The sequence below is a fragment of the Clostridium sp. DFI.5.61 genome (genome assembly GCF_024462915.1).
In the GTDB taxonomy this organism is placed as follows: domain Bacteria; phylum Bacillota; class Clostridia; order Oscillospirales; family Oscillospiraceae; genus Lawsonibacter; species Lawsonibacter asaccharolyticus.
The window spans coordinates 22,341-45,886 of sequence record NZ_JANGBZ010000013.1 but is presented as its reverse complement, the minus strand read 5'-3'; the positions used below and the strand labels follow the sequence as shown (position 1 = coordinate 45,886).

General features: G+C 48.4%; 36 protein-coding genes. All 36 read right to left on the bottom strand.

Translation table 11 applies throughout. The features are described 5' to 3' along the window. Positions 1-5 precede the first annotated feature (5 nt). Positions 6-389, bottom strand: coding sequence for a DUF6711 family protein (locus tag NE584_RS08660; RefSeq protein ID WP_009259095.1), 384 nt, complete (start codon positions 387-389; stop codon positions 6-8). A 12-nt stretch (positions 390-401) separates the two neighbouring features. Beyond that, complete coding sequence (locus NE584_RS08655; protein ID WP_256182622.1) at positions 402-4,544, bottom strand: hypothetical protein; 4,143 nt, start codon at positions 4,542-4,544, stop codon at positions 402-404. Continuing rightward, a complete protein-coding gene (locus tag NE584_RS08650) occupies positions 4,537-4,986 on the bottom strand; it encodes a hypothetical protein (RefSeq protein WP_256182621.1) in 450 nt (149 codons plus the stop codon). Before NE584_RS08650 ends, NE584_RS08655 begins: the two co-directional genes overlap by 8 nt. Before the next feature lie 5 nt (positions 4,987-4,991). After that, positions 4,992-5,336, bottom strand: a complete 345-nt coding sequence (locus NE584_RS08645) for a DUF5055 domain-containing protein (protein WP_256182620.1) — start codon at positions 5,334-5,336, stop codon at positions 4,992-4,994. Positions 5,337-5,368: 32 nt separating this feature from the next. Next, entirely contained in the window at positions 5,369-5,800 is a 432-nt protein-coding gene (locus tag NE584_RS08640) for a phage tail protein (protein ID WP_256182619.1), read from the bottom strand. Between the two features lie 6 nt (positions 5,801-5,806). Continuing rightward, positions 5,807-6,208 (bottom strand): hypothetical protein, encoded by a 402-nt coding sequence (locus NE584_RS08635; protein WP_009259100.1) that lies wholly within the window; start codon positions 6,206-6,208, stop codon positions 5,807-5,809. Further along, positions 6,205-6,726, bottom strand: a complete 522-nt coding sequence (locus tag NE584_RS08630) for a hypothetical protein (protein WP_256182618.1) — start codon at positions 6,724-6,726, stop codon at positions 6,205-6,207. Before NE584_RS08630 ends, NE584_RS08635 begins: the two co-directional genes overlap by 4 nt. Beyond that, positions 6,723-7,097 carry a hypothetical protein gene (locus NE584_RS08625; RefSeq protein WP_227123411.1) on the bottom strand — a complete coding sequence of 125 codons (375 nt, stop codon included), beginning with the start codon at positions 7,095-7,097 and terminating at the stop codon, positions 6,723-6,725. The genes NE584_RS08630 and NE584_RS08625 overlap by 4 nt, the downstream gene beginning before the upstream one ends. Next, positions 7,094-7,423, bottom strand: coding sequence for a phage head-tail connector protein (locus NE584_RS08620; protein ID WP_256182617.1), 330 nt, complete (start codon positions 7,421-7,423; stop codon positions 7,094-7,096). Before NE584_RS08620 ends, NE584_RS08625 begins: the two co-directional genes overlap by 4 nt. A gap of 25 nt (positions 7,424-7,448) precedes the next feature. Further along, entirely contained in the window at positions 7,449-8,480 is a 1,032-nt protein-coding gene (locus tag NE584_RS08615; RefSeq protein ID WP_256182616.1) for a DUF5309 family protein, read from the bottom strand. A gap of 22 nt (positions 8,481-8,502) precedes the next feature. After that, positions 8,503-9,099: a hypothetical protein gene (locus NE584_RS08610; protein ID WP_009259105.1), complete on the bottom strand. Its 597-nt coding sequence runs from the start codon at positions 9,097-9,099 to the stop codon at positions 8,503-8,505. A gap of 189 nt (positions 9,100-9,288) precedes the next feature. Beyond that, entirely contained in the window at positions 9,289-9,444 is a 156-nt protein-coding gene (locus NE584_RS08605) for a hypothetical protein (protein ID WP_172697288.1), read from the bottom strand. Between the two features lie 17 nt (positions 9,445-9,461). Next, positions 9,462-10,844 carry a phage portal protein gene (locus tag NE584_RS08600; protein ID WP_256182615.1) on the bottom strand — a complete coding sequence of 461 codons (1,383 nt, stop codon included), beginning with the start codon at positions 10,842-10,844 and terminating at the stop codon, positions 9,462-9,464. A 107-nt stretch (positions 10,845-10,951) separates the two neighbouring features. Continuing rightward, positions 10,952-12,607, bottom strand: a complete 1,656-nt coding sequence (gene terL / locus NE584_RS08595) for a phage terminase large subunit (RefSeq protein WP_172697290.1) — start codon at positions 12,605-12,607, stop codon at positions 10,952-10,954. Positions 12,608-12,617: 10 nt separating this feature from the next. After that, a complete protein-coding gene (locus NE584_RS08590) occupies positions 12,618-12,974 on the bottom strand; it encodes a hypothetical protein (RefSeq protein ID WP_172697291.1) in 357 nt (118 codons plus the stop codon). Between the two features lie 90 nt (positions 12,975-13,064). After that, entirely contained in the window at positions 13,065-13,655 is a 591-nt protein-coding gene (locus NE584_RS08585; RefSeq protein ID WP_172697292.1) for a hypothetical protein, read from the bottom strand. A 4-nt stretch (positions 13,656-13,659) separates the two neighbouring features. Beyond that, positions 13,660-14,283, bottom strand: a complete 624-nt coding sequence (locus NE584_RS08580) for a recombinase family protein (protein WP_172697293.1) — start codon at positions 14,281-14,283, stop codon at positions 13,660-13,662. Then, positions 14,280-14,561, bottom strand: a complete 282-nt coding sequence (locus NE584_RS08575; protein WP_196057823.1) for a hypothetical protein — start codon at positions 14,559-14,561, stop codon at positions 14,280-14,282. The genes NE584_RS08580 and NE584_RS08575 overlap by 4 nt, the downstream gene beginning before the upstream one ends. Continuing rightward, positions 14,558-14,848, bottom strand: a complete 291-nt coding sequence (locus tag NE584_RS08570) for a hypothetical protein (protein ID WP_172697295.1) — start codon at positions 14,846-14,848, stop codon at positions 14,558-14,560. Before NE584_RS08570 ends, NE584_RS08575 begins: the two co-directional genes overlap by 4 nt. A gap of 337 nt (positions 14,849-15,185) precedes the next feature. Next, positions 15,186-15,833: a hypothetical protein gene (locus NE584_RS08565; protein ID WP_256182614.1), complete on the bottom strand. Its 648-nt coding sequence runs from the start codon at positions 15,831-15,833 to the stop codon at positions 15,186-15,188. Continuing rightward, on the bottom strand, positions 15,830-16,126 hold the full coding sequence (locus tag NE584_RS08560) for a hypothetical protein (RefSeq protein WP_238073819.1): 297 nt from the start codon (positions 16,124-16,126) through the stop codon (positions 15,830-15,832). The genes NE584_RS08565 and NE584_RS08560 overlap by 4 nt, the downstream gene beginning before the upstream one ends. A 13-nt stretch (positions 16,127-16,139) precedes the next feature. Next, entirely contained in the window at positions 16,140-16,358 is a 219-nt protein-coding gene (locus NE584_RS08555) for a hypothetical protein (protein ID WP_196058234.1), read from the bottom strand. Continuing rightward, complete coding sequence (locus NE584_RS08550; protein WP_172697299.1) at positions 16,355-16,744, bottom strand: hypothetical protein; 390 nt, start codon at positions 16,742-16,744, stop codon at positions 16,355-16,357. Before NE584_RS08550 ends, NE584_RS08555 begins: the two co-directional genes overlap by 4 nt. Then, positions 16,741-16,917 (bottom strand): hypothetical protein, encoded by a 177-nt coding sequence (locus tag NE584_RS08545; RefSeq protein WP_192935660.1) that lies wholly within the window; start codon positions 16,915-16,917, stop codon positions 16,741-16,743. Before NE584_RS08545 ends, NE584_RS08550 begins: the two co-directional genes overlap by 4 nt. Positions 16,918-17,240: 323 nt before the next feature. Continuing rightward, positions 17,241-17,813 carry a terminase small subunit gene (locus NE584_RS08540; RefSeq protein WP_172697300.1) on the bottom strand — a complete coding sequence of 191 codons (573 nt, stop codon included), beginning with the start codon at positions 17,811-17,813 and terminating at the stop codon, positions 17,241-17,243. Between the two features lie 267 nt (positions 17,814-18,080). Continuing rightward, entirely contained in the window at positions 18,081-18,251 is a 171-nt protein-coding gene (locus NE584_RS08535) for a hypothetical protein (RefSeq protein ID WP_256182613.1), read from the bottom strand. Positions 18,252-18,253: 2 nt separating this feature from the next. Continuing rightward, positions 18,254-18,451, bottom strand: a complete 198-nt coding sequence (locus NE584_RS08530; protein WP_256182612.1) for a hypothetical protein — start codon at positions 18,449-18,451, stop codon at positions 18,254-18,256. Next, positions 18,444-18,620 (bottom strand): hypothetical protein, encoded by a 177-nt coding sequence (locus tag NE584_RS08525; protein WP_238073822.1) that lies wholly within the window; start codon positions 18,618-18,620, stop codon positions 18,444-18,446. Before NE584_RS08525 ends, NE584_RS08530 begins: the two co-directional genes overlap by 8 nt. Positions 18,621-18,625: 5 nt before the next feature. Next, positions 18,626-19,036 (bottom strand): hypothetical protein, encoded by a 411-nt coding sequence (locus NE584_RS08520; RefSeq protein ID WP_256182611.1) that lies wholly within the window; start codon positions 19,034-19,036, stop codon positions 18,626-18,628. A 4-nt stretch (positions 19,037-19,040) separates the two neighbouring features. Beyond that, positions 19,041-20,546 carry a phage/plasmid primase, P4 family gene (locus tag NE584_RS08515; RefSeq protein ID WP_172697304.1) on the bottom strand — a complete coding sequence of 502 codons (1,506 nt, stop codon included), beginning with the start codon at positions 20,544-20,546 and terminating at the stop codon, positions 19,041-19,043. A gap of 30 nt (positions 20,547-20,576) precedes the next feature. Then, complete coding sequence (locus NE584_RS08510; RefSeq protein WP_226907566.1) at positions 20,577-21,044, bottom strand: type II toxin-antitoxin system PemK/MazF family toxin; 468 nt, start codon at positions 21,042-21,044, stop codon at positions 20,577-20,579. Between the two features lie 3 nt (positions 21,045-21,047). Further along, positions 21,048-21,827, bottom strand: coding sequence for a primase C-terminal domain-containing protein (locus NE584_RS08505; protein ID WP_172697305.1), 780 nt, complete (start codon positions 21,825-21,827; stop codon positions 21,048-21,050). Between the two features lie 19 nt (positions 21,828-21,846). Continuing rightward, positions 21,847-22,377: a hypothetical protein gene (locus NE584_RS08500; protein ID WP_172697306.1), complete on the bottom strand. Its 531-nt coding sequence runs from the start codon at positions 22,375-22,377 to the stop codon at positions 21,847-21,849. After that, on the bottom strand, positions 22,370-22,588 hold the full coding sequence (locus tag NE584_RS08495; RefSeq protein ID WP_172697307.1) for a hypothetical protein: 219 nt from the start codon (positions 22,586-22,588) through the stop codon (positions 22,370-22,372). Before NE584_RS08495 ends, NE584_RS08500 begins: the two co-directional genes overlap by 8 nt. Beyond that, entirely contained in the window at positions 22,569-22,919 is a 351-nt protein-coding gene (locus NE584_RS08490) for a hypothetical protein (protein ID WP_009259126.1), read from the bottom strand. Before NE584_RS08490 ends, NE584_RS08495 begins: the two co-directional genes overlap by 20 nt. 3 nt (positions 22,920-22,922) lie before the next feature. Beyond that, positions 22,923-23,546 (bottom strand): FAD-dependent thymidylate synthase, encoded by a 624-nt coding sequence (thyX, locus tag NE584_RS08485; RefSeq protein ID WP_172697308.1) that lies wholly within the window; start codon positions 23,544-23,546, stop codon positions 22,923-22,925.

Sequence of the window (23,546 nt, the reverse complement as noted above, 5' to 3'; positions counted from 1 at the left end):
CTCCTTTACAACGGCTCTCCGCAGTCAATGAGATTAACTTTGCAGTTAATGTAATCAATGGGAAGTTGCGTTTCCGGGTCAAGATGGAATGGCTCTGCCGTTCTGTCACCGGGGTACATCTTCCGGGTAGTCCATGTGTTGTTCACCATGTCCGGGTAAGTGACCATCACATAGAAATTTCTAAATTCTTGCAACAGGCTCGACCACTGTTCCGCAGTCAGATAAGCCCATTCCAGATTGTCGATTTTTTGCTGTTCACGGCCTACCACCTGACCTACCACCACAGCATTTGCGTTTCTGGCGGAGTCCACGATGGTAGCGGTCATGAGGTTAAGCCCCCTGCGGGGGCAAGGATATTCACGACCATTGATCTTGATAAATGCTGCCATATCCTTACCCCCTTAGTAGGCGTTGGCAAAGGCACCACTGTTCACTCGGACACCTCTGCTCCGGTTGTACCGGTCATAAGACCGGCCAATTACATCATCACCGATGGACACAGACAAATCCTTGTCCTCGATGATATTCATGAGTGCATAGATAGCGGCGATCACACCATCATTGGCAACGGACACGCCAGCGGAAATACCTTCAACTATCTGGTCGTTATTGGCAACAGCGGTACGCCGTCCCATGGCACCCACCATCTCGGCCCCAGCCTCTCTCGCAATGAAGAGTTGCCCTTCATCCACAAAACCGCCCTCAGCCATATACTGAATACGGTCTACGCAAATTTCACTGAAATAGCTCAGACTAATACCGGTGAATTTCGATACCTTGTTGATTTGACGGATAACATTGTTGAGTGAGCGGATGGCATTGTTCATGCCTCTTTCCATTGCGTTCAGAGTAGAGTTCCACTGGATGATAGCGGTATTGGTCATGCCTCTCCACATGGAACTCCATCCCTTCGGGAAGGTGGTCGTAAAATCGTCCATGCCAGTGGTCATCTGCGTTTGGAAGTCCGTGAAGCCGAGAAGCGTATTTGTGCGGAAAGTAGTAAAATCCGTGTTCATGGTGTCCAAACCGGTCTGCCACTTCTGCACAACCCCGTCTACCAGCGTATTGAAGTTGGTGTCAAGGGTGGTCTTCATCTGCTCCACATTGGCTTGAATGAGAGGCATTTTATTGGTCATGCCGGTGGAGAAGCCAGTCACAAGCTGCTCGCCGCAGACTTGCAGATTGGTAAAGATGCCAGTTGCCAGATTTGCCGTGCCGTTTTCCTGCGTCAGAATACCAAGCTGCTCCATGAGAGCGGCATACTGTGTCAGCAGGGTTACAGCGGTTTGCAGTTCCGGGTTTGCAAGCCGCAGTTCGTCATTCAAGCTCTTAGTGTCCGTGTAGATGGTGTTCACATCATCAGCAAAGTCACCGATAGGATTACCGGCAAAGAGCTTCTGGAAGCCGCTCACAATGCTGTCCCAGGTGATACCGCCCATAGAGTCGGTGTAGGAACCGATTTCTCCGGCAAAGGCAGACATGAAATCTACGAAGTCGGACATATCCTCGGTAAGCTGAGGGAGAGTGCCGTTTAAGCTGCGAAGGGATGGTGCAAGATTGAAATTCAGTTCGTCAGCCACAGCTACAAGGCTTTCCGTGAACAGTACAAAGGCCGCAGCAAGTTCGACCAGAATAGCAGTACCCAAGCCTACCGCAATGGGTAAAAGCCCCACAGAGGCCACCGTAGCCGCTCCGAGAGCCGCTGTCACAACACCGATACCTACCAGTAGAGCGGTGCCAAGACCAATACCAGCCGCAATCGTTTCTCCGTTGTCAAGAACCGGTTGCCATGCTTGACCGATCTCGTCAAGCCCTTTGCCGATAGCCCATACCTCAATGATGAACAGGCCAGCGGCTACGCCGAGTTCTAACAAAATGGCGGTTCCGATACCAATATTCAAAGCAATCGTTTTGCCGCCAGTTCCCAGGGCATACGCCGCCAGACCTACACCGGCCAATAAAGCGGTTCCAAGCGCAATACCCGAAACTACGGTTTCCCCATTTTCAAGTACCGGTTCCCATGCTTCTCCTACCTTTTCCAATTCAAAGCCCATAATGGCTATTGCTCCGGTAAAGATAATTGCCGCCGCAGCAACTTCGGCAATGACTACCACACCAAGGCCGAGGTTTTTCGCCAGAGATTTCAATTTGGGGGAGAGCTGGGTACTAACGGTAGTATCAATCGTTCCCGTAGCATTGGAGAGTGTGTTCATAGCGGTAGTGGCATTGCCCAGGTTAGAGATACCCTTCAACTTGGAAAATACATCAAGAGCGACTACCAAACCACCCAGGATTTCCAAACCGCCAATAATCAGAGCTACCTTGTCCACACCGCTCCAATCGCCTTGCTTGATAGCGTCCCAATTTGTAGCAATCTCACGGATGATGGTGGTGAAGCCTTGAATGGCTACGCTCCATGCCGCCAACTTGATATTTCCAGTGAACACGCCGATACCAATGGCGATATTGGTCAATCCTCGGATGACAGTTAGGGCATTTTCCGCATTGACACCATTCTCCGCAATGTCGCTGATACCAATGACGATCTCACCGATACCCTGGATAACTTTCAGCGCACCGCCGACCTTCAAACCGCCGAGCATAATCAGAGCGTCCCCCACCATACCGGCAAAGGAACTAATCATACCGGCAACATTCTGGAAGGTAGGGCCGTTGTCCAGGAAATCTTTCAGATACCTTTCAAATTCCTTCAAATCAGCGAGGAACATGGACAAGCCGAGAACTTTGAAGTCCAGTTTGAAGGCAAAATTCTTGGAGTTCAGTTCTTTCAGAAGTTTCAAGGCCGCTAAGAAATCTTTGGCGACCTTCCACGCCAAAATACCCGCCGCAATACTGGTCACAGTGGAAAGAACACCTTTCAGGTTTTCTTTCAGTTCGTCAACCTGGGAATTGATGTTCTCAAAAATGCTCTCGTCCCACAGTTTACCGATGTCAAACTCACCCTCGTAGCCTCCACCGGAAACACCGGCACCAGCTCCCCCGGCTCCCTGATTAGGATCAAAAACATTCAGCTCGTCAAAACCAGCGGTGTACTGTTTCAGCTTCTTTGCGGCACCCGCAGCGTCACCAAGATTATCAGCCATATCCCCGGCAGCGGAGGCACCAGAACTGACTCCGAAATCCACCGGCTTCAAGTCAATGCCAAAGAGCTGTGCCAGAGCCGCAATCGCTTCCCCAATCAGCTCCACAAAGGCTTGCACATAGGGTAAAACCTTCACCAAAGCAGGAAGAAGGAAAGAGCCAAAAGCCTGGGATAGAGAGGTGAGCTGTTGACGCAGGGTTCTCATAAGACCTTCTGCGGTAGTCATCTCACGGGCATAAGTGCCAATCAAATTCTGTGCCTTGGCTTGGTCGATCAAGGTCAGATACCGCAGATAGGACTTCAATTCCTCGCTTGCGCTTTGAGTGCTGTACGCAATACCGTAATTTGCCGCCGTGATCTTCAACTGAGAGTCCACGATGGTGAAACCAGCTCTACGGATGGGTTCAACCTCACCGGCAATAGCAGAGCGCACAGCAACGGCAGCGTCTTCAAAACTCTTGTAAATGTCGTTGTAACCGGCCCAAATATCATAAGTCAGCTCGGTATAGTTCATAGCCATAGCCGCAGCGTCCTTCTGTGCGACACCGAAGCCTTTCAGCATAGTGCCGTAGATGGAAGCATACTGCATGAACTGTTGAACATTGATTTTCAGCTCAGAGTTTAGACGGTTAATCCACTTGTAATTTTCTTCTGCCTCTTCGCCAAAAGCTCGACCAAAGCGGTACATGATACCTTCCCATTCGGAAGCCTGATACATATATCCGGCAAGTGCGGCACCAATTCGATTAGAGGCGTAGAGTACCGTGGAAAGTTTGATGCCTGTGAGAGCATTAGACCACGCTTTAGTACCAGTAGTGGCCCGGTTTACAGAATTGTTGTACCGGTCTGTGCTGGCAATCAACCTCTGTATTCTGGACGGAAAAGCGGAAAATCCATTGGACACCTTCTGCATTTCATCTGCAAAAGGCTTCATAGCGGCGGCAAGCTCCTTCATCTGGCGAGTGAACTTGTCAACATCTGCTTTTTCCAACTCGTCAATCAGTGCCGGGAGTTTTCCGAGCTGATTGATGAAGGAAGTCATGTTGGCTCTTCCAAGCTCAGACAGAGGACGCAGACCATCTACAAGGGTTCTGATCTTGTCCCCGTCCGTCCACCTGACATTTTTCAGGGCGGCATTGAGAGCGTTAAGCTGATTGGGGATAGAACTGGAAATCTTGACCCCTCTGACCTGTTCCAATGCTCTCAGGCCGGAGGCAATCTGCGTCAACTTCCGGGACATATCACCACTGTTCAGGCCGGAGAGAGCGTTCTTCAATTCCCGAATACTCTTGCTGGTGCTGTCAAGCCCTTTGACGCTGCTGCCGGTCACAGACTTCAATCCGCTCAGGGCCTTTTTCAGATTTTCAAGTCCGGTTACGGCTCCTGCACTGTTCTCTTGGATTTGAAATTCCAAACCCTGAATTTCCACATTATCAGCCATTTACGCCACCACCTTTCTCCTGAAATTTCTTATTGAACGACATAGCCAATGCTTGAAAATAGGCTTTCGCCTTTTCGTCCTGCTTCTCCCGTTTGGCCTGTTTCTTTTCCTCCTTCTGCATGGTGTTCAGCGCAAACGGCTGATCGGGATAAGGCACAGCCTTAGTGCCTTTTTTCGCAAAAGCTCGGAGGATGGGGGCCAGATTGCCAATCGCCTGATAGATATACATTCCTTGCAACCACGCATCTTGATTTTTCAAATCTTGCCGGATTTTTGCGGCCTTGCGGTAGTATCTGACAAGCTCACAATCTCCGTCCCAATATTGTTCGGCAGTCATACCGATTGCCAAGTAGAAGGGGAATACTTCATAAAACTTTTCCGTGTAAGCGAAACGGGGAGCGGGGCGAACTACGCCACCGCCCCCTCGTTCATCGGACTGCAACCCGCTTACCAGTTGGCAGTCCAGTCCATGTTTCCCTCGCCGCCCTCGTCAGGAGTAGGCTCTTCCATCAGAGAGAGAATGGGTTCGTTATACATTTCTACCAGCTTCGGCAGAAGCTCGTCTTTCCGGGGCAGACGGGCATAAATGCGGTCAATGACCTCTCTCTTTACGAAGCGGTGCCGAGCGATAAATGCACCGGCAAACAGAGCCGGGAGCATGGTCATGGGCTTGCGGTCAACATCGTCCGCAATGAAGCCCTGCTTCTCCATGATCTCTACGGTCTTGCGGGTATATTCCAGCGTATAGCTCTCGCCGGAAACAGGGTCTTTGATTGTCAGCGTCTTAGCCATGATAAATCCTCCTTATCGTCAGGCCGTTGTGATTAGGTATCAGAGAAAGTGATGGGGGTAGACGGGGCAATGGAAATGTTCATGTCCACAACCTCGTTTACACCGCCGCCCACGGGGAATACGGACAGTTGGCCCTTAAAGGCGAACTTGCCATTGGAACCATCAGGGGTGACAGCATTACCAGTCCCGGTTCCACCAAACCAGACGGCATAGCTGTCTTCCTTACCTTCCAGCTCTTTCAGCTTCTTAAAGGTAGCCATGTCGTAGTTTGCCGTGAAGGACAGGCCATCAAGGGACTGAATACCGGCAATATAGGTCTGCATATTGTCGGATAGTGTAGTGGTTTCTAACATTTCGGGTTCGCCGCCAAGGTCGGGAAACTCCTTAATGTCACACAACTTGGAATAGGTTTCATCACTATCGCCTTTCTTCATCAGAAAGACCTTATAGGTGCTAATCGCCATTTCAACTTACCTCCTGTAAAGATTTGTACCGTCTGTTTCGGCCCGATACCGAGCTACAAGGCGGTAGATACTTGCGTTCTCTAAGTTGGGGATGGGGGACAGGGAAATGCGGGTGAAATTACGCTGGTACATAAGATCATCAATGACCTTCATGATGTTCCGGCATTGGCTTTTCTTGCTGGTCGATTTATTGGAATAGACATTTACCTCATACATCAGCGTTGCGAACTGCTCTTTGTCGCTGGTACTCAGGTGTTCCAGAGTAGGGTAATTGTCTTGTTCCACGATGCTCACATGAGGAAAAGCGGATGGAGCTTTCACATACTCGCCGCTCACATCAATACCAGGAAAAGTTTCCCGGAGGGCTACCGCAATCGGTGTGTAGATTTGACTCTCCACATCAATCATCGAAATACCTCCTTTGCCAGTCCGGGCAAGATACCCTCCAAGTGTTTTACGGTTTCATACATGGACATATTGGCCGGATTACCTTGGGTGATGACTACTTCCTTTCCGTCCTTTTTAGTGTGAATAACACCATTAGTACCGGGTTCTCCGTAGTAACCCCAAGACGGCTGCTTACCGTGACCTACCCCATATTCTCCACGGCGCATACCATGTTCTGCGGCTTCCGGGTGATTATCCGGGTAAGTCACGCCGGTGCCGAACTCGATGAAGAGTACCGATGCCCCCACAGCAACCACGGCTCGAACTCCGGCCCCTTTCTGCTCCACAGACACAGACACATCATTGGTGCCGTCATACGCTGCCTTTGCGAAGTTGGCGGAGGCTACCGATAGACCTTCTTGCGCCAATCTGTCCAATAGAACACTTGTCTTCGCTTTCAACCAGCTTTGATACCGGTTAATCTCTCGAATGGCGTTGTCAATACCGGCTACGGACAAAGGAATTTTGATGGTCTTCACGATACCGTCACCTTGCTCACAGCGTAAGAGATGGAATTGAGGCTCCTTGCAACACGCTTCACGATGTAGTCATAAAGAGGATTTCCGTCATCGTCATATTCAGGTGATTTGTCGATGAACAGGACGGTATTTTCGTCAATCGGGCAAGTAAGATCGTCCGTGACAATCACCTTGTCATAGGAGATGAAATTGCCAAACTGTTCCACCTGAGCTGAACCGGTTGCGGCGGAAACATTGTCCCGCCGTTTCACGGCTTCTTTGTAGACCACACGGGTATCGCCCGTTTCATGACCCTCTTCATCCTTTACCGGCTCTTTTCTGTCATACAGCAGATACCAGTAAACAGATTTGTTACGCTCCATGACTCTCATACCACCGGCTCCTTCCCGATAAGGCTGGCACAGGGGACAATCTCACGCAGTAGCGTAGGCGGAACATCTCCGTCCTCATAGGAACGAGAAATACCGTTCTCGCTGTGTGCCGTTTCTCCCTCAGCCCCACGCTTGTTCACCAGATAAGCGGCGATTTCCACTTGATTGTAGGCATATCGGTCTGGAACCACGGTCACGGTATTGTCGAAGGGATAAGCCCGTTTCAGGACTTTGTTTCCAGCGATAGAAAGGTAGGTGGAAAGTACACTCTCGTCCTTCTCGCCGGTCATAGCTTTCAGCATGGTCAGCTTTTCAGTATCGGTCATGACTTTTCACCTACCTTTCCTCCAATTAGCCGCCAGCTCCGACTTCCTTGGTATTCACGGGATTGGACTCGTCATTGGCAATGAACACGCTCCGGCTGTACTTGGGAGCGGTAAAGCTCTGAGCAATGCCGGTAAACTTGCCGTGATACCACTCAGGGCCATGGTCAAGACCAATCTGGCCGAAGAGCTGATACTTCTCACCGGCACCGATCTTCGCCAGAGGCTCCAGGAAGAAGTTGCCCTTTCCGGGGACAGGCTGGTACACGGGAGCGATCACATTCAGGTTCAGCAGCAGAGCCGTACCAGCGGGAAGACACTCGCCCAGGTACAGATACACCACGCCGATGGGAGTGACTACACTGGACAGGGCGATACCGTTGATCTCACGGGCAGCGGGAACCACAGTCAAGCCGTTCTGAACAGCATCAGCATTGATCTGGAACAGCGTGGTAGCATCACACCACAGGCACAGGCCATCGGTGGGAGCATTAGCACCGTAAATCTTCTTCACCATGTCAGCAATGTCCCACAGGCCGAGAGGCTTGCTGGACATGGCCTTGGTGTTGGTGGTAATCGCCTCCACCAGTCCACGGGTCTTGTTGATGGTGGCATCAGAAGTGGCCTTGTTGAAGGTGCCCTGAATAAAGGTAAACTCAATATCTCGGTTGACCTTCTGCATCTTCGCCGCCACCTGGAAGTCCAGCTCATTGATGGGATTAGCCTGCTGGTTGGCAACATTCAGGCCAGACAGGGTGCCCATGTTGGACTGCTTGGCATAGGAAATGCCTACGGCCTCCATGAAAATCTGAGTCACATTGGTCTTCTGAGTGCGGGTAATCACACTTGCCTGCGGTGCCGTCAGAGAAGCGGTTTCACTGATAGCAGGCTGCTCGCCGCCGCCAGTGGTGTACTCCTGGCCGGTCACAAACTCGACATGATTAGTAGTCTTGGCCCTGCCGCCGATGATGGAGGACAGGGGACAGCGGGTATTACCCTTATTGAAGAGCATACCGGAGTAATTCAGTACCCCGAAACTGGTAGCCAGAGTGTCGGACATAAATCAATCTCTCCTTTACTGGTTATTCACCCTTGGCTTCGGCCTCAGCCTGGGCTTTCAGGCGTGTATAGTAGGCGACAGCGGTAATATCACCGTTCTTCTGCGCCTCTTCGATCTTCTTACCGTAATCTACGGCATCCTCGGTGCCAGAGCCGGAACCGGCACCCGCACCGGGCTTAGGGGTCTTTTTGATTGCGTCAGCTTTGACCTTCTTCGCATACTCTTCGAGGAACTTGCTCTGGTTGGCAAAGACCTTAGCACTATCGCCGTCAGCCAGGGCCTTAGCGGTTTCCTCAGCCAGGGCCTCGTCGTAGCCTTGGGCTACAAACTTGGCTTTGTACTCAGAAACGGTCTTGCCCTTACGGAGATCGGCAAGCTCCTGTTCCATCTGAGCCAGCTTGTCAGCGTCTTCCTGCTTCTTCTTTTCCTCTTCGGACAAAAGAGCATTGTGCTTCCGCTTCCACTCAGCGGCCTCAGAATTGGCCTTGGAAAGAGCGTTCTTCTGCTTTTCCAGCTCTGCGGAGTTGTCCTCGTACTCAAACCCTTCCAGAGCGGCCAGCTTCTGCTCAGGGGTCATGTTCGCATACCCCTCAATCTTGCTGGTGTCAATCTTTGCCATAACAAATACCTCCTGCGTTTAACAAGGCTGTTCACTCAGCACTATTTTCCGTTTTTGGTAGGGTTTTCTCCCCTTGCGATTAAGGTCTTCCCTGACCATTCAAAGCCTTGCGGCCTTAAAACCAAAAGAAAAAGAGCTACCGGCAAAAGCGTTTCCGCTCTTACCGATAGCCCGTAGTGGCTGTTACCGTCATCTCTCTATGACGGCCTCATATTTCTTTTTACTGGCGGTTTCCCAAACCACCACTTTGCCGTTTCTCACGGCAATCTCTACTCCCTTGCCACGAGAGAGGATTTCATTGATCTCCTGAACTGCCTTTGCTGTCAGGTTCACTACCGGATTCATCCCCTTCACTCTCCCTATTATTCTGTTGCTTGGCGGCAAACTCCGCCGCCTTTTTTCTCCTGCTCTTCCGCATACTCCATGCTCATTTTGTAAGCAACCTGGGGGTCAGAGAACATTCCGCAATGGATAAAGGCCAGAACCGGAGCAATTTTAGGATTGTTCAGCATGGTAATCAGCACATTAGCCTTTTCCGAGATATTCTCATAATTGCGGCGAGTGAAACGAATTTCAATAGCAGAGAGCTTCAAGCTCAGATCGCTCAAGTTGTCGCAGATGCGAAGAAGGATTTTCAAAAACTCCTTCTCTGACTTCTTAAACATCAATTCGCTGTCCTTAGCTCTTGCCTCTGCCGCAGACCAACCATCTCGCATGATGACGGCAGAACCGGTGTCGCTGGTGGAAGAACCGCCATTTCGGTTCGGCATACCGCAGATCGTGAGAACTGTATTATACATACTGTCCACAAGGGTCTGCGTTTGCGTCTGGTTCAGTTCAGCAGTCAGGTACTCAATCTCAGCCTTAAACTGAGGGTCAATGTCTTTGTACTTGATTGCGCCCTCTTCCCGCAGATCACGATAATCCGAAGAAGAAATATCGACATTGTGGAAAAGCATAAGAGCCTGAACAAACTGCTCTACGCCGTCCAGTCGATTAGACTCCACATTATTGATTGCGTCCAGAAGAGGGAGGACGATTTCAAAAGCACCCAAACGGGCTTTGTTTGCCGGGTACTCAATGATGGGAATACCCAAATACTGTTCCTCGCTCCGCCTGATTGCCCAAGTGTTTTCCACCTCATAATAGTGGTCGGCGGTGTAACAGCTAAAGACCAACACTCCATCGTCTTTCAGGATATATTGAACACCCATCATGGCGGGATTGCCCAAGGCCGTGGAATAGACCACAAAGGAATAGCGAGGGTCAAGCGTGAAAATCTCAAACGGAGCTTCGTCCTCTTCCACATCAGCCGCACCATCGGGAAGAACCATGCGGTAGGAAGTTCCACAAATGTGCGACCAATCAGCCAGCTCCTTATCCTTTGCGGCCTTATCCTCAGACAAAGCATAATCATTGAGCTGCGTGATTTTCTTGGCAATTTTCTCGTCATCCCCACGACTGACATACTGGACAGGCTCACCCATCAGATAGCCAACCTTGAAAGATACGATTTCATTGGCTCGGTTCTCAACGACTTTGTTATTGATTTCAGGCCGAACTTCTTTCTTTCGGTAAAGAACCGGCTGATCTCCCTTGTAGTATCGGTACAGATAACTAATATCTGCCTGGTTCATGAGGTGAATGAACAGGGCCTTTTGCAGAACATCAATGATGTTATTATCGTTGATTGCGGCCACATCGGTATAAATCACCCTGCGACCAAATAACGCTCTGCCTCCCATTCATGTCACCTCCTATCAAAGAGCCATTTTATCATCTTTCATGATAGCATAATATCCAATGCTTGTCAATGAATAACTCTTTATAATACCATTGGATATTCTATTTTTCAACATGGCCGCTTGAAGATTTCGATTTTCCCTCCGGCCAGCATACGAATTTCGTTTTCCAGAAGAGCCAGGGAGTCAGGTGCGTCATCGTGTGGAACCTTGCCGCTTCGGGTATAGGTGGTCAGCTCCTTCATGAAATTCCAATACTGACTGCCTCGTTTATAAGTGGCCGGGTGCTTAAAATAGAAGTTCTTCTTGATGTTGTCGGAGGCAAATTCAATTCGAGTCTGTTTATTTGAAATCGTCCGCTTCGTTCTGATACCGATGGAGTACCCTTGCTGCCGAATGATTTCTGCCACATCACGGGCATAATATTGACCTGCATTGTTGGCCTCAAAAGTAGCAGAAGCGACCCTGTTGGAGATCAGGCACTTGGCACACTCCGGTTTTGTTACCTCTGCGGGAGCGTCATCAAAGACCACATCGACAATATAAACCTCGGTGCCGTAGATGACGGCCACCGGGAGGGAGGTGGAGTCCGAACCACTCTCAGCAGTATCGCCTACGGCAATGATGGTGTCCGGCTCCCGGTCAGGAGGCAGCTCAAAGAAATAATTCAGTTCATCCTTGTTGAACAGAAGACCCTTGGCCTCAAAAGGCTGTTGCTGGAACTCACTCTCAAACTGCTCGGCGGATAAAAGTTCCCTCTGCTCCCGGAAATATGCCGTGGTAAAAATCTTCTGGCCCTCTCGCTCATACTCATAATTACTCTCGTCCGTGATTAGATCGAGAGCCGGAATTTCAATGGCTTTCCAAGGCCAATTCTCCTGCGCCGCATATTCCTGGACACGCCCAATAGGGTCATAGATGGAGTATCGAGTACCAGTGAATACCATGGGCGTACCCTCAATGGCTCGGCCCATAATATCGCCGGAAATCACTTCCCATTTATCATCAAGCCGCTGGCGGTTCTTTGCCTCTTCACGACCCTCCACACAGTCATCCAGATAAAGCACATTCGTAGCCTCGGACAAACCTACCTGACGAGCATCAATGGAACGGCACATGATAGTAGGGAACCGGGACTTGGATTTGAGGTTGATGATCTTCGTGTCCGCTCCGGTCTGCACCAGACGGGCATCCGGGAATACATCATAGAATAGATACTCATTCGGAACTATCAGATATTCTAAGCACCCATTATAGAAGCTCTTTACAAGGTCATCACCGGTTCCCTCCATCAGTGTAGAGCGGTCAGGGAATTTGCCAGAGAGCATATTAACAAAATTGATACCTGTTTGTGACTTTCCCGCTCGTTTCGGCATGGATATTGTTAAAAGACGCAGCTTTTTATCAAGAATATCTTGGAAGCCCTGTACCATGGGTTTCAGATAATGCCTCCGGGGAGCATAGAACCGCTTTTCCGGCTTCCGGTCAAGCTCAATATAGGTCATAAAAGCGTCAAAATTATGGGGAGCGTCAAACAGGAGGCTCTTCCTCCATGCTTCATAGAAATGCTCCGCCTCTTTCGGAGAAGTTCTGCGTAACTGCTTGGCCGAGAGAACCCGCAACTCTTTACTGACCTCGTGCGCCGCTTGAAAATCTTCCGCTTCCCACTGGCGGCAAAGGGATAACAGGTCAATGTAGGCGGCATGATCTTCCGGCTTATTCCCAATGTGCCGTTTAATACTGTCTGCCAGCTTCCGATAATCCATAAAAATCACCTCAAATTCCTCCGGCAAGCCGGAACGCTTCATACATTTTCGGAAACTGGATGGCAAACCAGTCAACCATTTCCTCGTTTTTGGCCCACGCTTTATCCGGGGCAAAGCTATTCCACTGTAACCCGGACTCATTAAGGAAAGCGTGAACCAACTCATGTCTGATAGTACATTTCTCCATACGCTGAATGATTTCTTCCTGAGCCTCAGCCCAATCCGGGGTGCTTCTGAGATTGAGAATAACGATCTCTTTGGTGTTGTTGTCACAGTAGCCACCATAGTTCATCTTCCGCATGAACTCGTCCTGGTTATAATTGACTCGGCGCAGATTATATTTCGTACCCAGTACATCAATTTTCATAATGACCTCCCTCAAAAAAAAAAGAAAGGGGCTACCGGATTTCTCCGATAGCCCGTATTGGCTGTTACTCCCGCCTTTGCGTGAGCCTATTTATTCTTTGTTCCTCTCCACGATGGCCTGTAATTTACTCGCCAAATGGAGCCACATCTTCGGAACTTTATTGGAGATTGTTCCGTTGCTCGGAACCGGACACTGATACCCGGAGCCGTCTTTCAGGAGGATTTGCAGAAAGAACCCGTCTGGTATTTCATGTACGATGGTGCTGGACTTTGACCCCGCTGTAATCGCTCCGGTCACGACTCCAACCCCTCCGGCAATCGCACCGCCTACAATAGCCCTTGCTATTGCCCCGGTCTTCTTGGTCTTAGTATGCGTTTCTTTGACGATATTTTCAACAATGGTATAGGAACTTATATCCCGATAGGAAATCAGCTTGTCGAAAAACATCATAACCTCGTTATCATCACTGAACATGATGTTGGCATTAGGATTATAAATGTTCTTTCTCCAACCCTCTGTCCCAAAGATTTGACACCGCTCAAACAGCCTTGCCGTTTCCAACTCCTTTCGGGCCAACTCCACTTCGTACAGATCAGGATTACATTTTGCCATCAACTTATCCAGCCTCTTTTGCGCTTTGGCAATATTTTTCTCATTACTGTAATTGTCGTATTGTCCCATGAGATTACACCACCTTTCGCACTTTCTCATACCATGTAGGTCTGCTGATACCAAGTTGACGGCAAGCGTCATTCACCGTAACCAGCCCTTCTTTCTGTTTTTGCACCAGGGCCTTAAATTCATCCGGGTCAATCTCATAAGCAGGGCGACCAAACCCCCTTCCTGTTTTGGCAGATACTTTTCTCCCTCCAACTACTGGCATAGCGGCTATCCCCTCAGCTTGACGCTTCCGTATCTTCTTCCTCTCCTGTTCTGCCATTGCTCCCATAACTTCAATCAGAATGTTATTGACCATCTCGCCAATCCAATCCTGCCCATGGAAGTCCATCAGCGTGGTAGGAACATCAAACACCCTGACAATAATACCATGCTCCTTGAACCACTCCAACTCAGCTTTGATTTCCGCTTTATTCCGTCCAAACCGGTCTAATTCTTCAACCAAAATTTCATCACCGGGAACCAAGATGGATTTTAGCTTTAAGTAATGTTCCCGGTTGAAATTCTTTCCGCTTTGCTTATCGGTGAAGATATGGTCATCGTCCAGATCAGGAGCATAGGCTTTCAGAGCGGCAAGCTGACGAGCAAGGCTCTGGTCTTTGGCTGACACCCGGCCATAGCCATATTTCATTTAGACTCACCCTGTTCTGAGTATTTGTAATCTATAAATTTCTCTTCCTCAGACAAATTAAAATCATCAGCGTCCCAATTTGCAGAACAAGTACCATCGAATACATTTTCACAAGCGGCAGTCATTACCTCCATAGGGCCAGAATTTGACCTTTTGGTTCTCTTCGACAGCTTACCGCTTTTAAGAACAACTCGGTCATAACTGAACTGCCAATGGTCAGATACTATGATATTGCCGCCACAAAGAGGGCAACAGCTTATTTCAGTGCCATATTTCACTTGCTATCACCGCCTGACCCCAATAGAGCGTCCAGGTCATACTTCGGGTCTTCCTTCTGGTCAATCAGAATTTGGTCAGCTCTGCGGACTCCGGGTTTTCTCTCCTGAATGACCACTTCATAACCCAGGGCGGACAGCATTTCGACTGCGCTGTTGAAGGATAGGTTAGTGCTTCTCAGCCGAGAGCTGATTTCATTGCCACGCTCTTTACCAAGAGCCTTTGCCATGGTCAGAAGAGAAACATTTTTCGCTTTCATCAAATCTCGGATAGCCTTGTTGATATACATGGTAATCACCTCTTGATGACACTATACACTGAATTTATTTTGTTGTCAATAGGGGGGGTGAAAATATTTTGTTACTGAATAAGATTTGTAACTGAATGAAGTTTGTTAGGAATAAAGCCTTTTTATTTTTGTGGGAATTTTCGCCACTCACCCCGGCCCGGTGGCGGTAGATATATCCCCCGGCCCCGGTATCAAGCAACCCGCCCCGGCTGCACCCTGAAAAGCATAAAAGAACCGCCCCGGAATGAACCAGGGCGGCAAACTTATTTATTTAATTTCATCAATTCAAGAATTATTTGAACCGGTAAAAGCAAGATCAGCAAAACTATATACACATTTACACCGCCTTATATTGAGGAATACGGGTATAACCTTCAAACACATAAAGAACCAGATCAGAAGGGGAACACCCCTCAACGGCTGCAAGCTCTTTTCTAATGCCCTCTTCATCTTGAGCCGTGATATATACACTATACCCGTTAATATTAAGGGGGCTATCTGTATCGGGGTTAAATTCTCCATCGTCTATAATCCACTCTGAACCCATGTTAAAATATTCTATTTCAAAAGCGGCCAACGCTTCCCGGTTCCAATCATCCACGGGATAAAAAATCTCGTTCCAATCACTCTGACAGCAACCCCGGATAATTTTCCAGCCCCATTTTTTCCCGTCCACGATAGAAAGAACCCGGCAAAAAATATTGTTTGTTTCAGCTCTACTACATTGTGTATAAGCCTTTACAAGCCCTTGCAAGGCGGTTATATCGTCCTGGCTATATTCACCCTCGGAGGGCGGTAAAAATTCCTCTATGGCCTCTTGTAAATCGCCATTATCAAGGGCGTTTTCCACTAATGTAAAAACCGCCGTTTTTCGTTCCTTAAAATCCCGATTGCCACAAACAACCATATTTTCAGGAAACAACCCATCTTCAAAAAGTAAACTTTCTTGAAATTCCGGGTTTATCTGTTTAGCGTAAATTTTCATAGCTGCACCGCCTTTACATAATAGGCCGGGTAATATCCAATTTCATAATTGCAGTTATACCTACGAAACGCATTTACTACCGTTTCAAATTCTCTATTACGGGGAACAATGGTATTAAAACCATCATTCCCAATATGGGGAAATTCTTCTTTCTGACAATCAACATAAACGCCCCACACATTGACCGGTGACACCTTGCAAGCGCACAAGCGAATAATTTCCCCGGCATTATATCGCTTTTCCGCTTCTTTCTTGCTAATACGAATATAGCCGCCTATTTCAATATTTCGCATGATATACCACCCCTTAAAACAACCGGAATAAATTAGAAGAGCGAGCTAAAATAACTCCATATTCCCCTGTCACTTTATCCCAAATCAAACCGCCGTTCATGCCATAAATTCCCCGGCTAACTCCTATTTTCTCATACCATTTTGGCAGTGTGTCCGGGTCAACCTCTGTTAGATCACGGGCCAGCCCTAAACGGACATACTCTTTTAACTGTTTTCTTGTGTATTGCTTCATCGTCCCGCCGCCCCCTTTACTAATTCTTGATAGATTAAATGAGTTAAAAGCCGTTCCGCCTGTTCTTCCGTGTATTGCGCTCTTTCCCGCTCCGACTGCTCCAAAATGTTTCCCAGGTCAACCACGGCGGAACGGTTATAGTAATAACAAGTATCTAACACACTGGGCAAGCCCTGGCACCAGTCTATAAATACCGCTTCATTAGTAAAACCTTTTGCCGCCTGATATTCCGGCGAATAGTATTTTTCACTGGCGTGAACTTCAAGAATAAATCGGGCCACATTTTGAAAAGTGCAAGGGCCGGTAAAATCATACCCGCACGGCTCGAAATGGTCTAAAATATACTGCCTTACATTCTGGCGAGCTTTTTTATTTGTTGTCTTCATTGTCTTTTCTCCCTTCTCTTTACCAGTCGAACCAAACCGAAAATATTTTCCCGATATTCTTTTAACCGCTTCATTGCTTCGGCCCTGGTATATTCACAATCTTCAATCTCCCACCCGTAACCGTAATTTGTTTCAATGTCCCACCGGTCAACGGTTTTTCTAACATACGCCATTTATACCGCCCTTCTTTCTGCATCACTGAATATCTTTTGTGTCTTTAATATACACTGAATAAATTCAGTTGTCAATAGGAAAATACAAAATATTTTCAGTGTTTTCTATACATTATAAAAGAGTAAAGAAAAGTACACTTTTCCAGACAATCGGCCCAGGCTGCGCCAGATCAGCCAGGAGCCAGAGGCCAGGGCGCAAAAGAGCCGCCGATCTCCCAAGAAGAGAGGTCGGCGGCTTCCACATAGTCGCAGAGGTGGCCTGGATAGTCGCAGACCTTCGAGCGGGATAGTCGCAAAGTTGTGAGCCATAGTCGTGAACCAAGTCACTCGTCTGTATCATAGTCGCTGGCAGTAGCTTCCAAATACTTCTGTTGAAGCTCTTCCGGGGGAGTCACCTCGCCAAGCTGGTTATTCGGGGTCAAAACCACTTCCTGCTTGTCCTGATAGCCGAAATGGTTCTTCATCAGGAAGATAGCTGCGACTGGATTGATCTTCCCGTTCTGAGCGTAATCTTCCATTTGGGCGTTCAAAAATTGATACGCCTTTTTTATAAAGTCCCGACTTTCAGGCGGAATAAAGTCGCTCTCAATACCATTAGCCCATTTCCAAAGAGTTCTTCTATCCCTACCAAAAGCCAAAGCCAGTCCCGCAACGCTCGGCTTCATATCATCCTCAGCACAAATGCTTAGATACATTCCAATACGCTCTTTGACCTGGGCAGGTTCCTTCATATCCACATTGGGCCAATCCCACATCTTCATGGAATGTTCAATATATCTACGATTATCGCCCGGTTCAGCATGGACACTCATAGCTTCCGTCCGATCAGGTCGCTTGTTCCCACCAGTCCCCTTCGGACGGCCACGCCCTCTCTTCGGAGTCAATTCTTCACTCATATTCAGCACTCCTTCACTAATTATTTTCAGTTAGACTTTAGTGAGTTTAGTGACCCATTTTCGATTTTTGCTATAAATCTCTCTATATATCACTCTCTATGGAGGGTTTATACAGAAAAATATAGAAATAGCGGTCAAAAAATGCCCTTAAAGCCTTGCGCCACAAGGGTTTCCGGTAGTGGCCGATTATTCACCAAAAAAGTCACTAAAACGCACCAAAGGCCAAAAGTCGCAAATATATTCAGTAGGCCACTAAATATATTCCTCTCATGCCGGGAACAAAACCACGGTTTTCGCTCCATCCTTTTGAAGCCACTCAAAATAGGCGATTTTGTCTACCCGGCACCCTTCTTCAAACGGGTTATCAGTATTGCAAATGACCATTTCCACAGAAGCATCTTCGGGGATATTGGCTAACTTTGCTTTCAGTTCTTTCACGGTCATGCTTCTTCCTCACTCTCATGCTCAGGAGGGGTATCGTCACCCTGCATAGAAGCTCGTATAAAAGCCTGGGTCAAGATCATGGCTTCTCCGGGAGTTGCACCGGCCTGAATGGTGGCTCGGTAGAAGAGGATGCCGGTTTCAGCCAGAACACCGATTGCCTTATACAGTTCCTTGAACTTGTCATTATTACTCATTACGGCTATCTCCTTTCTCGCACCGGAGAGAAATCATTTTCTCTCTGGTCAGCTTATCTACTACTCTCCCAATCTCAAAGTAACCGGACATAGCCGCCAGTCGTTCCAGATTTTTTGCGGTCTGTGCTGTGACCAAGATGGACATACGGCGCATATTTTTCTTGTTCATGAAAATCATCCTTCCTGGGAGTTTTTCAAGCAAAAGTCGTAGAAAGCAGCTAAATGGTCAGCGGCCTCTTTCATTTCCTCATAGGAGGCAATGTAGGTCTCGCACGATGTTCTATCAAGAGCCGCAATAATTTTACCTATTTTCTGGAAAAGGAGAACTCTCTCATTTTCAGTGTTCATTTCAGGAACCGGAAAGAGAAAAGCCGTTTCTTTTGTGTAAAACTCCGTACCGTCTTCGCATATCACTTTGGTTTTCTTGGGTGTAACACGCTTGATGGTATAGGGTTTATACAAGGTCAATCCCGTATAAACATTCCACCCATAGGTGATATTTCTCGGAATACACACTTGCATACCGGGTTTAAGATCATTGATAGGAATAGAAAGTTCAAACTCATTTCTCTTGTAATAGGCCATAAAATTACACTGTTCCCTTCATACGAATGTCCCGGTAGGTGGGATAGCCAGAGTAGACGGTCTTACCTCCATGCCATTCCGGGTGAGCTTCCATGTCGGCATTAAACCGCTTTGCGCTACACACAAAATAGCCGTTGGACTTACACCAAATCTTGTAAGCGTCATAGAGCGTCTTAGCTCTGGTGTAGGCACCTCCGGCCTTTTCACACCTTTCTTCTAAGAACTGCAATACCAAGTCATTGTCTTTCTCATACTGCTTGACTACCTGACGCATAGCCGGGGACATTTTCAGTCCGAACCGCTTATATTTGAAGTAGCCCTCCAAGAGCCAAGTGAAAATGCCACGCATGGCCGCCTGGGTCTGAAATTCACTTTTGAGGTTTTTATCCTGCTCGTCTTCGGTGAAGTGACGGTTGAACTCCACCACCCGCACACGGTCAGAGGCAAACAGGCTCTTGTCATTGACAGAGGGAAGGTCGTTACAGGACAGCCAGAGAGTGAATTGGGGGAGGAAAGTCGTAGTAGCTTCGTAGAGGTTCCGGGCCTTGATCTCTTCTCCACCGGTGAGCTGTTTGATTGTTTCTTCGTCCAGCTTGCCATACTGGTTGCTCTCCGCCATGGTCACAAATCGCTTACCTTTAAGGGAAGCCAGCATGGGGTTCGCTGCCTCTGCGTTCTTTGACCGGTCAGACTTGCAGATAATGGACACGGGGGACACAGAAGCGTAGTCGCCCAAGAGATGATGAATGGCACTCAACATGGTAGATTTTCCGTTGCGAGTGGTCTTACCGTGAAGGATGAACATACACTCTTCATTCGCCATACCGAGCATTGAATAGCCCAAGGCCTTTTGCAGATATTCAGCCTTGTCCGGGTCATTGCAAGTGACCTCTGTAATAAACCTCTCCCACCGCTCACAGCGGGAGTCTTGCAAAGTATAGTCGAAATTGGTCTGCATCGTCAGGAAGTCCCGCCAATCATGCTCACGGAACTCCATCTTCTCCATGTCGTAGGTTCCATTCAGGCAGTTAATGAGAAAAGGATTTGCGTCAAACTCTTCTGCCGTAATCGGCATGACGCTGGCAGCATCCTTCATAAGCCGGTCACGGAAACGCCGGTCGCCCATTTTTACGATAAACTTCATATACTCCCTGCGGCGATCTTCGTTGTCAATCTCTCCGCAGTAGAGAGCCATAAGGCGGCAAAATTCCTTGATTTTCTCAGCTACCAACAGGGAGCCAATATCCTTCCTCCATGCTCCCTTAGAATAGGTGTACCAGCACTTTGCTTCCGGGCAAAAGCGGGTATCATTCTGGTAGCACTCGGAAAACAGCTCTGCCATACCAGACTCGTCCCAGGAATAGCCGGTGCCGCTGATCTGGTGGCTCCGCTCCGGCTTGGCCTCTTTGATGTAAAACATCTTTCGGGACAGGTCTTTATCCATGATGTACCGGCCATTGGAGAGCTGAAAAAGTTCCTGCTCTTCCGTGGTCATAATTTCATCGGCCATTTCTCGTCACCTTCCTCATTGCCTTTGCTATTACCAGCACCGAACAAGCCTGAGCGTCTTCATCCCACCACGCACACTTCTCTTGACAACAATGCAGGACTTCGTCCGTGGAAGCATTGAGAGGGCAATATTGCTTATTCTCCATCTGTTACACCCCCCCCCATAGAAGAAAGCGTTTCTCAGGGCCGTGTCGATATGGGACATGATCTGAGGCGGTAAGGTACAGACATATTTCCAGTCTTCGGTAATGTCGATAACCCGTACCTGTTCACACTCGACCATACTTTGCTCCAAGTTCTCCCATACAAAAGCAACATGGGTGGGCATTTCCAGCCGCTTCATTTTTGTGGTCAGAGGGACTACAATACTGGTGGGAGAGAACTGGTTCCCCATGTTATTTTGAACGATGACCCAGGGCCGCTTGCCTCCCTGCACATGGCCGGAGGCCGGGATAGGTACATCTATAATGACAACATCTCCACGCTGATAAGGTTTCATGAATTACCTCCTATATCTGGTAACTGAATTTACAATGGTTTCAATCTCCGAACGGGGAAGAGGCGGCTTGCAAGCCTGAGTGTTGGCATACAGCAGCTCTTTGTAAATCTCCGCTTTGGAATATCCCTGATTGTGCATCTGACCGGCCAGAGAAGTCAAACTCAGGTTCCGGCTCCCGGTAGTGATTGCGGGATATTCTGGTTTTAGAGCGATTTTCCCCGGCTCTGGCTTTCGGTAGATTGGGGAATAAATGCGTTGTGGAGCGGAGGAACCGGCACCTTCTTTCGGAACATCAGGAAAATACTTGGAAACGATATAATCAATCGCTTCTTGATTTTCAATGATCTCCGAATAAATAATGACTTTTCCGGTCATAATGAAGTACCGGCCACTCCGATAAATCTCCACCCCGGCTCGGTTGTTACGACCTTTGAAGGGGAGAGAGCCTTTCAGCAGAATGTGTACCCCTCTTCCGCTGCGGCTCTTCTCCGTATAAGAACCGCAATGGCTGATAATGTCAGAGGCCAACGGGTTCAATAGTCCTTCTGAAAAACCGTCATCAATGTCAATCCCGATTAGTCCATCGTCATTGAACACATATCCGATGCCGTCATAGATGCCGTTCGCCACATTCAGCACAGCACAATCAAAAGTTCCCCAAGTATCAGGCAGCACAGAAGAGGCAGCTTTTTTTTGGCCGGTCTGCATGGGAACCTTGCTGCTATTCCAGACATTGACCCATTGGGTCTTTTCTTTCAATTCAGAGGGTATTTTTTCATACATGACGGCACCTCTCGGTCATTCAGGTTTCATAAGGGGAAGGGAGCGACCAATCCCATGTTTCTCCGCCTTTGTAGGCATTTCTGAAATAATTGTGTTTGCCATCTCCGCTGAACCAGAGATAGTCAGAAGGTAAAACCCGCCCCGTATTAGTTTCCCCATCTTTTTCCGCATACCATCGGGTAAGAACATCTTCGCACAGGGCTTTAATTTCATCATCAATCGGGTTATCTGCATCATACCCGATGAATTGATAAGGAGCGGTAATTACCGTAGTGATTGAACCATATCCCTGATCGACACGGTTGAGCGCACACCACACACAAGCGGCCTTTTCCGTATCAGACGGTACACCCCTGGCCTCTCCCCATACCATCTTTGCCAGCACATCAACCTCTTCCTCGCTCCAAAGAGGAACAGTGGGTGTGGGTTCCGGTGTAGTGACTTCAAGCACAGGAAGCTCAGGAAGTTCAATGATTTCTGTTTCCGGCTTGGCAGAACAGGAAGATAGGAGAACCAATGACAGCAGCAGTACCGGAAGCAGCTTACTCATTGGTGGTTTTCCTTTTCTTCGGAGAGGTCTTGGTGGCGAAGAAATACTTGTTATCCACGCAAACCGGATAGCCGGGAAACCTATTGCTGGCTCTCTTGGTTCCCTCGTTGTAAATCTTTTCCGCAGTTTCAAGCGGCATTTCGCCGGTGACATGATCTGCACCGGCGACCATGATATACGGAACTTTCCCGTTATTGTTCACGAATGTCATGAATACTTCCCCTTTCTCTGTTCCATGCCTCCACATCGACACCAATCTTTTTCAGTTCTTCTTTGCAGAGCCATGTGTAATCGTCCGGCATTTCGTAATGTTGAATAAGCCGGTCATGTTCCGCGGCAAAGGCTTCATAAAAGCGTCTGAGCCGCTTAGGGCCAAAGCCCAGATGAACCGCAAGGGTATAGAGAACCATTGCGTCAATGTCATCGGTATAGCGTTTGTCCGCTTCGATGATTTGCCGGTTGATCTCCATTTCCATGGCCTTTTTCTCTGCGGCGGTGAAGACTGCTCCGTAAACCTTTCCTCCGGCCTTTTTCACAATCATGGTTCATACCTCGAAGTCTTCAAAGAAAGCCGGGTATCGGGCCTGCATCTCAACCAGGAGCATCTTTGCGACCTCTCGCATATCCGGGTGTGCGGCAGGAGCGGTACGGAGCCGAAGGAAGTGCCTCCATTCCCGCATATTGGCCGTCATGACCACCTCGGTCTTCGTGCTGTTGGGAAGAACAGACCGGGCCTCCTGCGGAGTACAGCCGAAGTCAAGCATATTGAAATAGGCTTCTTCTGCTTGGGAACAAGCCCAAAACCAGTGTCGGTAAGCCGTACCGTCTTTATCAAGGGAGCAAGGCTTGATTACCGTAATTTCAGAACCAAAGTTCTCTTTGCCGTAATTGCAATAGCGGGTACTTTCCTGGCAGTAGGAGGCCAGTCTGTGCCGAACAATCTCATGGCTCACACCTCTATCACAGGTAAAGCGAACACTCACGCTGCCATGCTCAATGACAGCCTCATGACCTCGCTTCAAGATGTTCTTGACAAACTTTTCTGCGCTGTCCCCGGTAATCTTGCTCTCGGACTTATAGCAAGTGCGTCCGGCCAGCTCAATCAGAGAGAGAAGGTCAGAATAGGCGGGAGGATTGATAAGCTCCACTTTAGGTTCAATGATCTTCAT

Coding starts and splice junctions, on each gene's coding strand:
- NE584_RS08625 (WP_227123411.1), bottom strand. CDS start 7,097: ATGAGAGTCATGGAGCGTAACAAATCTGTTTACTGGTATCTGCTGTAT.
- NE584_RS08520 (WP_256182611.1), bottom strand. CDS start 19,036: ATGGCCTATTACAAGAGAAATGAGTTTGAACTTTCTATTCCTATCAAT.
- NE584_RS08655 (WP_256182622.1), bottom strand. CDS start 4,544: ATGGCTGATAATGTGGAAATTCAGGGTTTGGAATTTCAAATCCAAGAG.
- NE584_RS08635 (WP_009259100.1), bottom strand. CDS start 6,208: ATGATTGATGTGGAGAGTCAAATCTACACACCGATTGCGGTAGCCCTC.
- NE584_RS08545 (WP_192935660.1), bottom strand. CDS start 16,917: ATGGCGTATGTTAGAAAAACCGTTGACCGGTGGGACATTGAAACAAAT.
- NE584_RS08645 (WP_256182620.1), bottom strand. CDS start 5,336: ATGGCTAAGACGCTGACAATCAAAGACCCTGTTTCCGGCGAGAGCTAT.
- NE584_RS08590 (WP_172697291.1), bottom strand. CDS start 12,974: ATGAAAATTGATGTACTGGGTACGAAATATAATCTGCGCCGAGTCAAT.
- NE584_RS08615 (WP_256182616.1), bottom strand. CDS start 8,480: ATGTCCGACACTCTGGCTACCAGTTTCGGGGTACTGAATTACTCCGGT.
- NE584_RS08525 (WP_238073822.1), bottom strand. CDS start 18,620: ATGAACAAGAAAAATATGCGCCGTATGTCCATCTTGGTCACAGCACAG.
- NE584_RS08540 (WP_172697300.1), bottom strand. CDS start 17,813: ATGAGTGAAGAATTGACTCCGAAGAGAGGGCGTGGCCGTCCGAAGGGG.
- NE584_RS08510 (WP_226907566.1), bottom strand. CDS start 21,044: ATGAAACCTTATCAGCGTGGAGATGTTGTCATTATAGATGTACCTATC.
- NE584_RS08605 (WP_172697288.1), bottom strand. CDS start 9,444: ATGAATCCGGTAGTGAACCTGACAGCAAAGGCAGTTCAGGAGATCAAT.
- NE584_RS08550 (WP_172697299.1), bottom strand. CDS start 16,744: ATGAAGACAACAAATAAAAAAGCTCGCCAGAATGTAAGGCAGTATATT.
- terL (WP_172697290.1), bottom strand. CDS start 12,607: ATGGATTATCGGAAGCTGGCAGACAGTATTAAACGGCACATTGGGAAT.
- NE584_RS08565 (WP_256182614.1), bottom strand. CDS start 15,833: ATGAAAATTTACGCTAAACAGATAAACCCGGAATTTCAAGAAAGTTTA.
- NE584_RS08530 (WP_256182612.1), bottom strand. CDS start 18,451: ATGAGTAATAATGACAAGTTCAAGGAACTGTATAAGGCAATCGGTGTT.
- NE584_RS08500 (WP_172697306.1), bottom strand. CDS start 22,377: ATGAGTAAGCTGCTTCCGGTACTGCTGCTGTCATTGGTTCTCCTATCT.
- NE584_RS08585 (WP_172697292.1), bottom strand. CDS start 13,655: ATGGGACAATACGACAATTACAGTAATGAGAAAAATATTGCCAAAGCG.
- NE584_RS08570 (WP_172697295.1), bottom strand. CDS start 14,848: ATGTATATCAACAAGGCTATCCGAGATTTGATGAAAGCGAAAAATGTT.
- thyX (WP_172697308.1), bottom strand. CDS start 23,546: ATGAAGATCATTGAACCTAAAGTGGAGCTTATCAATCCTCCCGCCTAT.
- NE584_RS08555 (WP_196058234.1), bottom strand. CDS start 16,358: ATGAAGCAATACACAAGAAAACAGTTAAAAGAGTATGTCCGTTTAGGG.
- NE584_RS08580 (WP_172697293.1), bottom strand. CDS start 14,283: ATGAAATATGGCTATGGCCGGGTGTCAGCCAAAGACCAGAGCCTTGCT.
- NE584_RS08610 (WP_009259105.1), bottom strand. CDS start 9,099: ATGGCAAAGATTGACACCAGCAAGATTGAGGGGTATGCGAACATGACC.
- NE584_RS08515 (WP_172697304.1), bottom strand. CDS start 20,546: ATGGCCGATGAAATTATGACCACGGAAGAGCAGGAACTTTTTCAGCTC.
- NE584_RS08560 (WP_238073819.1), bottom strand. CDS start 16,126: ATGCGAAATATTGAAATAGGCGGCTATATTCGTATTAGCAAGAAAGAA.
- NE584_RS08600 (WP_256182615.1), bottom strand. CDS start 10,844: ATGGGAGGCAGAGCGTTATTTGGTCGCAGGGTGATTTATACCGATGTG.
- NE584_RS08495 (WP_172697307.1), bottom strand. CDS start 22,588: ATGACATTCGTGAACAATAACGGGAAAGTTCCGTATATCATGGTCGCC.
- NE584_RS08640 (WP_256182619.1), bottom strand. CDS start 5,800: ATGGCGATTAGCACCTATAAGGTCTTTCTGATGAAGAAAGGCGATAGT.
- NE584_RS08505 (WP_172697305.1), bottom strand. CDS start 21,827: ATGTATGAAAAAATACCCTCTGAATTGAAAGAAAAGACCCAATGGGTC.
- NE584_RS08660 (WP_009259095.1), bottom strand. CDS start 389: ATGGCAGCATTTATCAAGATCAATGGTCGTGAATATCCTTGCCCCCGC.
- NE584_RS08490 (WP_009259126.1), bottom strand. CDS start 22,919: ATGATTGTGAAAAAGGCCGGAGGAAAGGTTTACGGAGCAGTCTTCACC.
- NE584_RS08620 (WP_256182617.1), bottom strand. CDS start 7,423: ATGACCGATACTGAAAAGCTGACCATGCTGAAAGCTATGACCGGCGAG.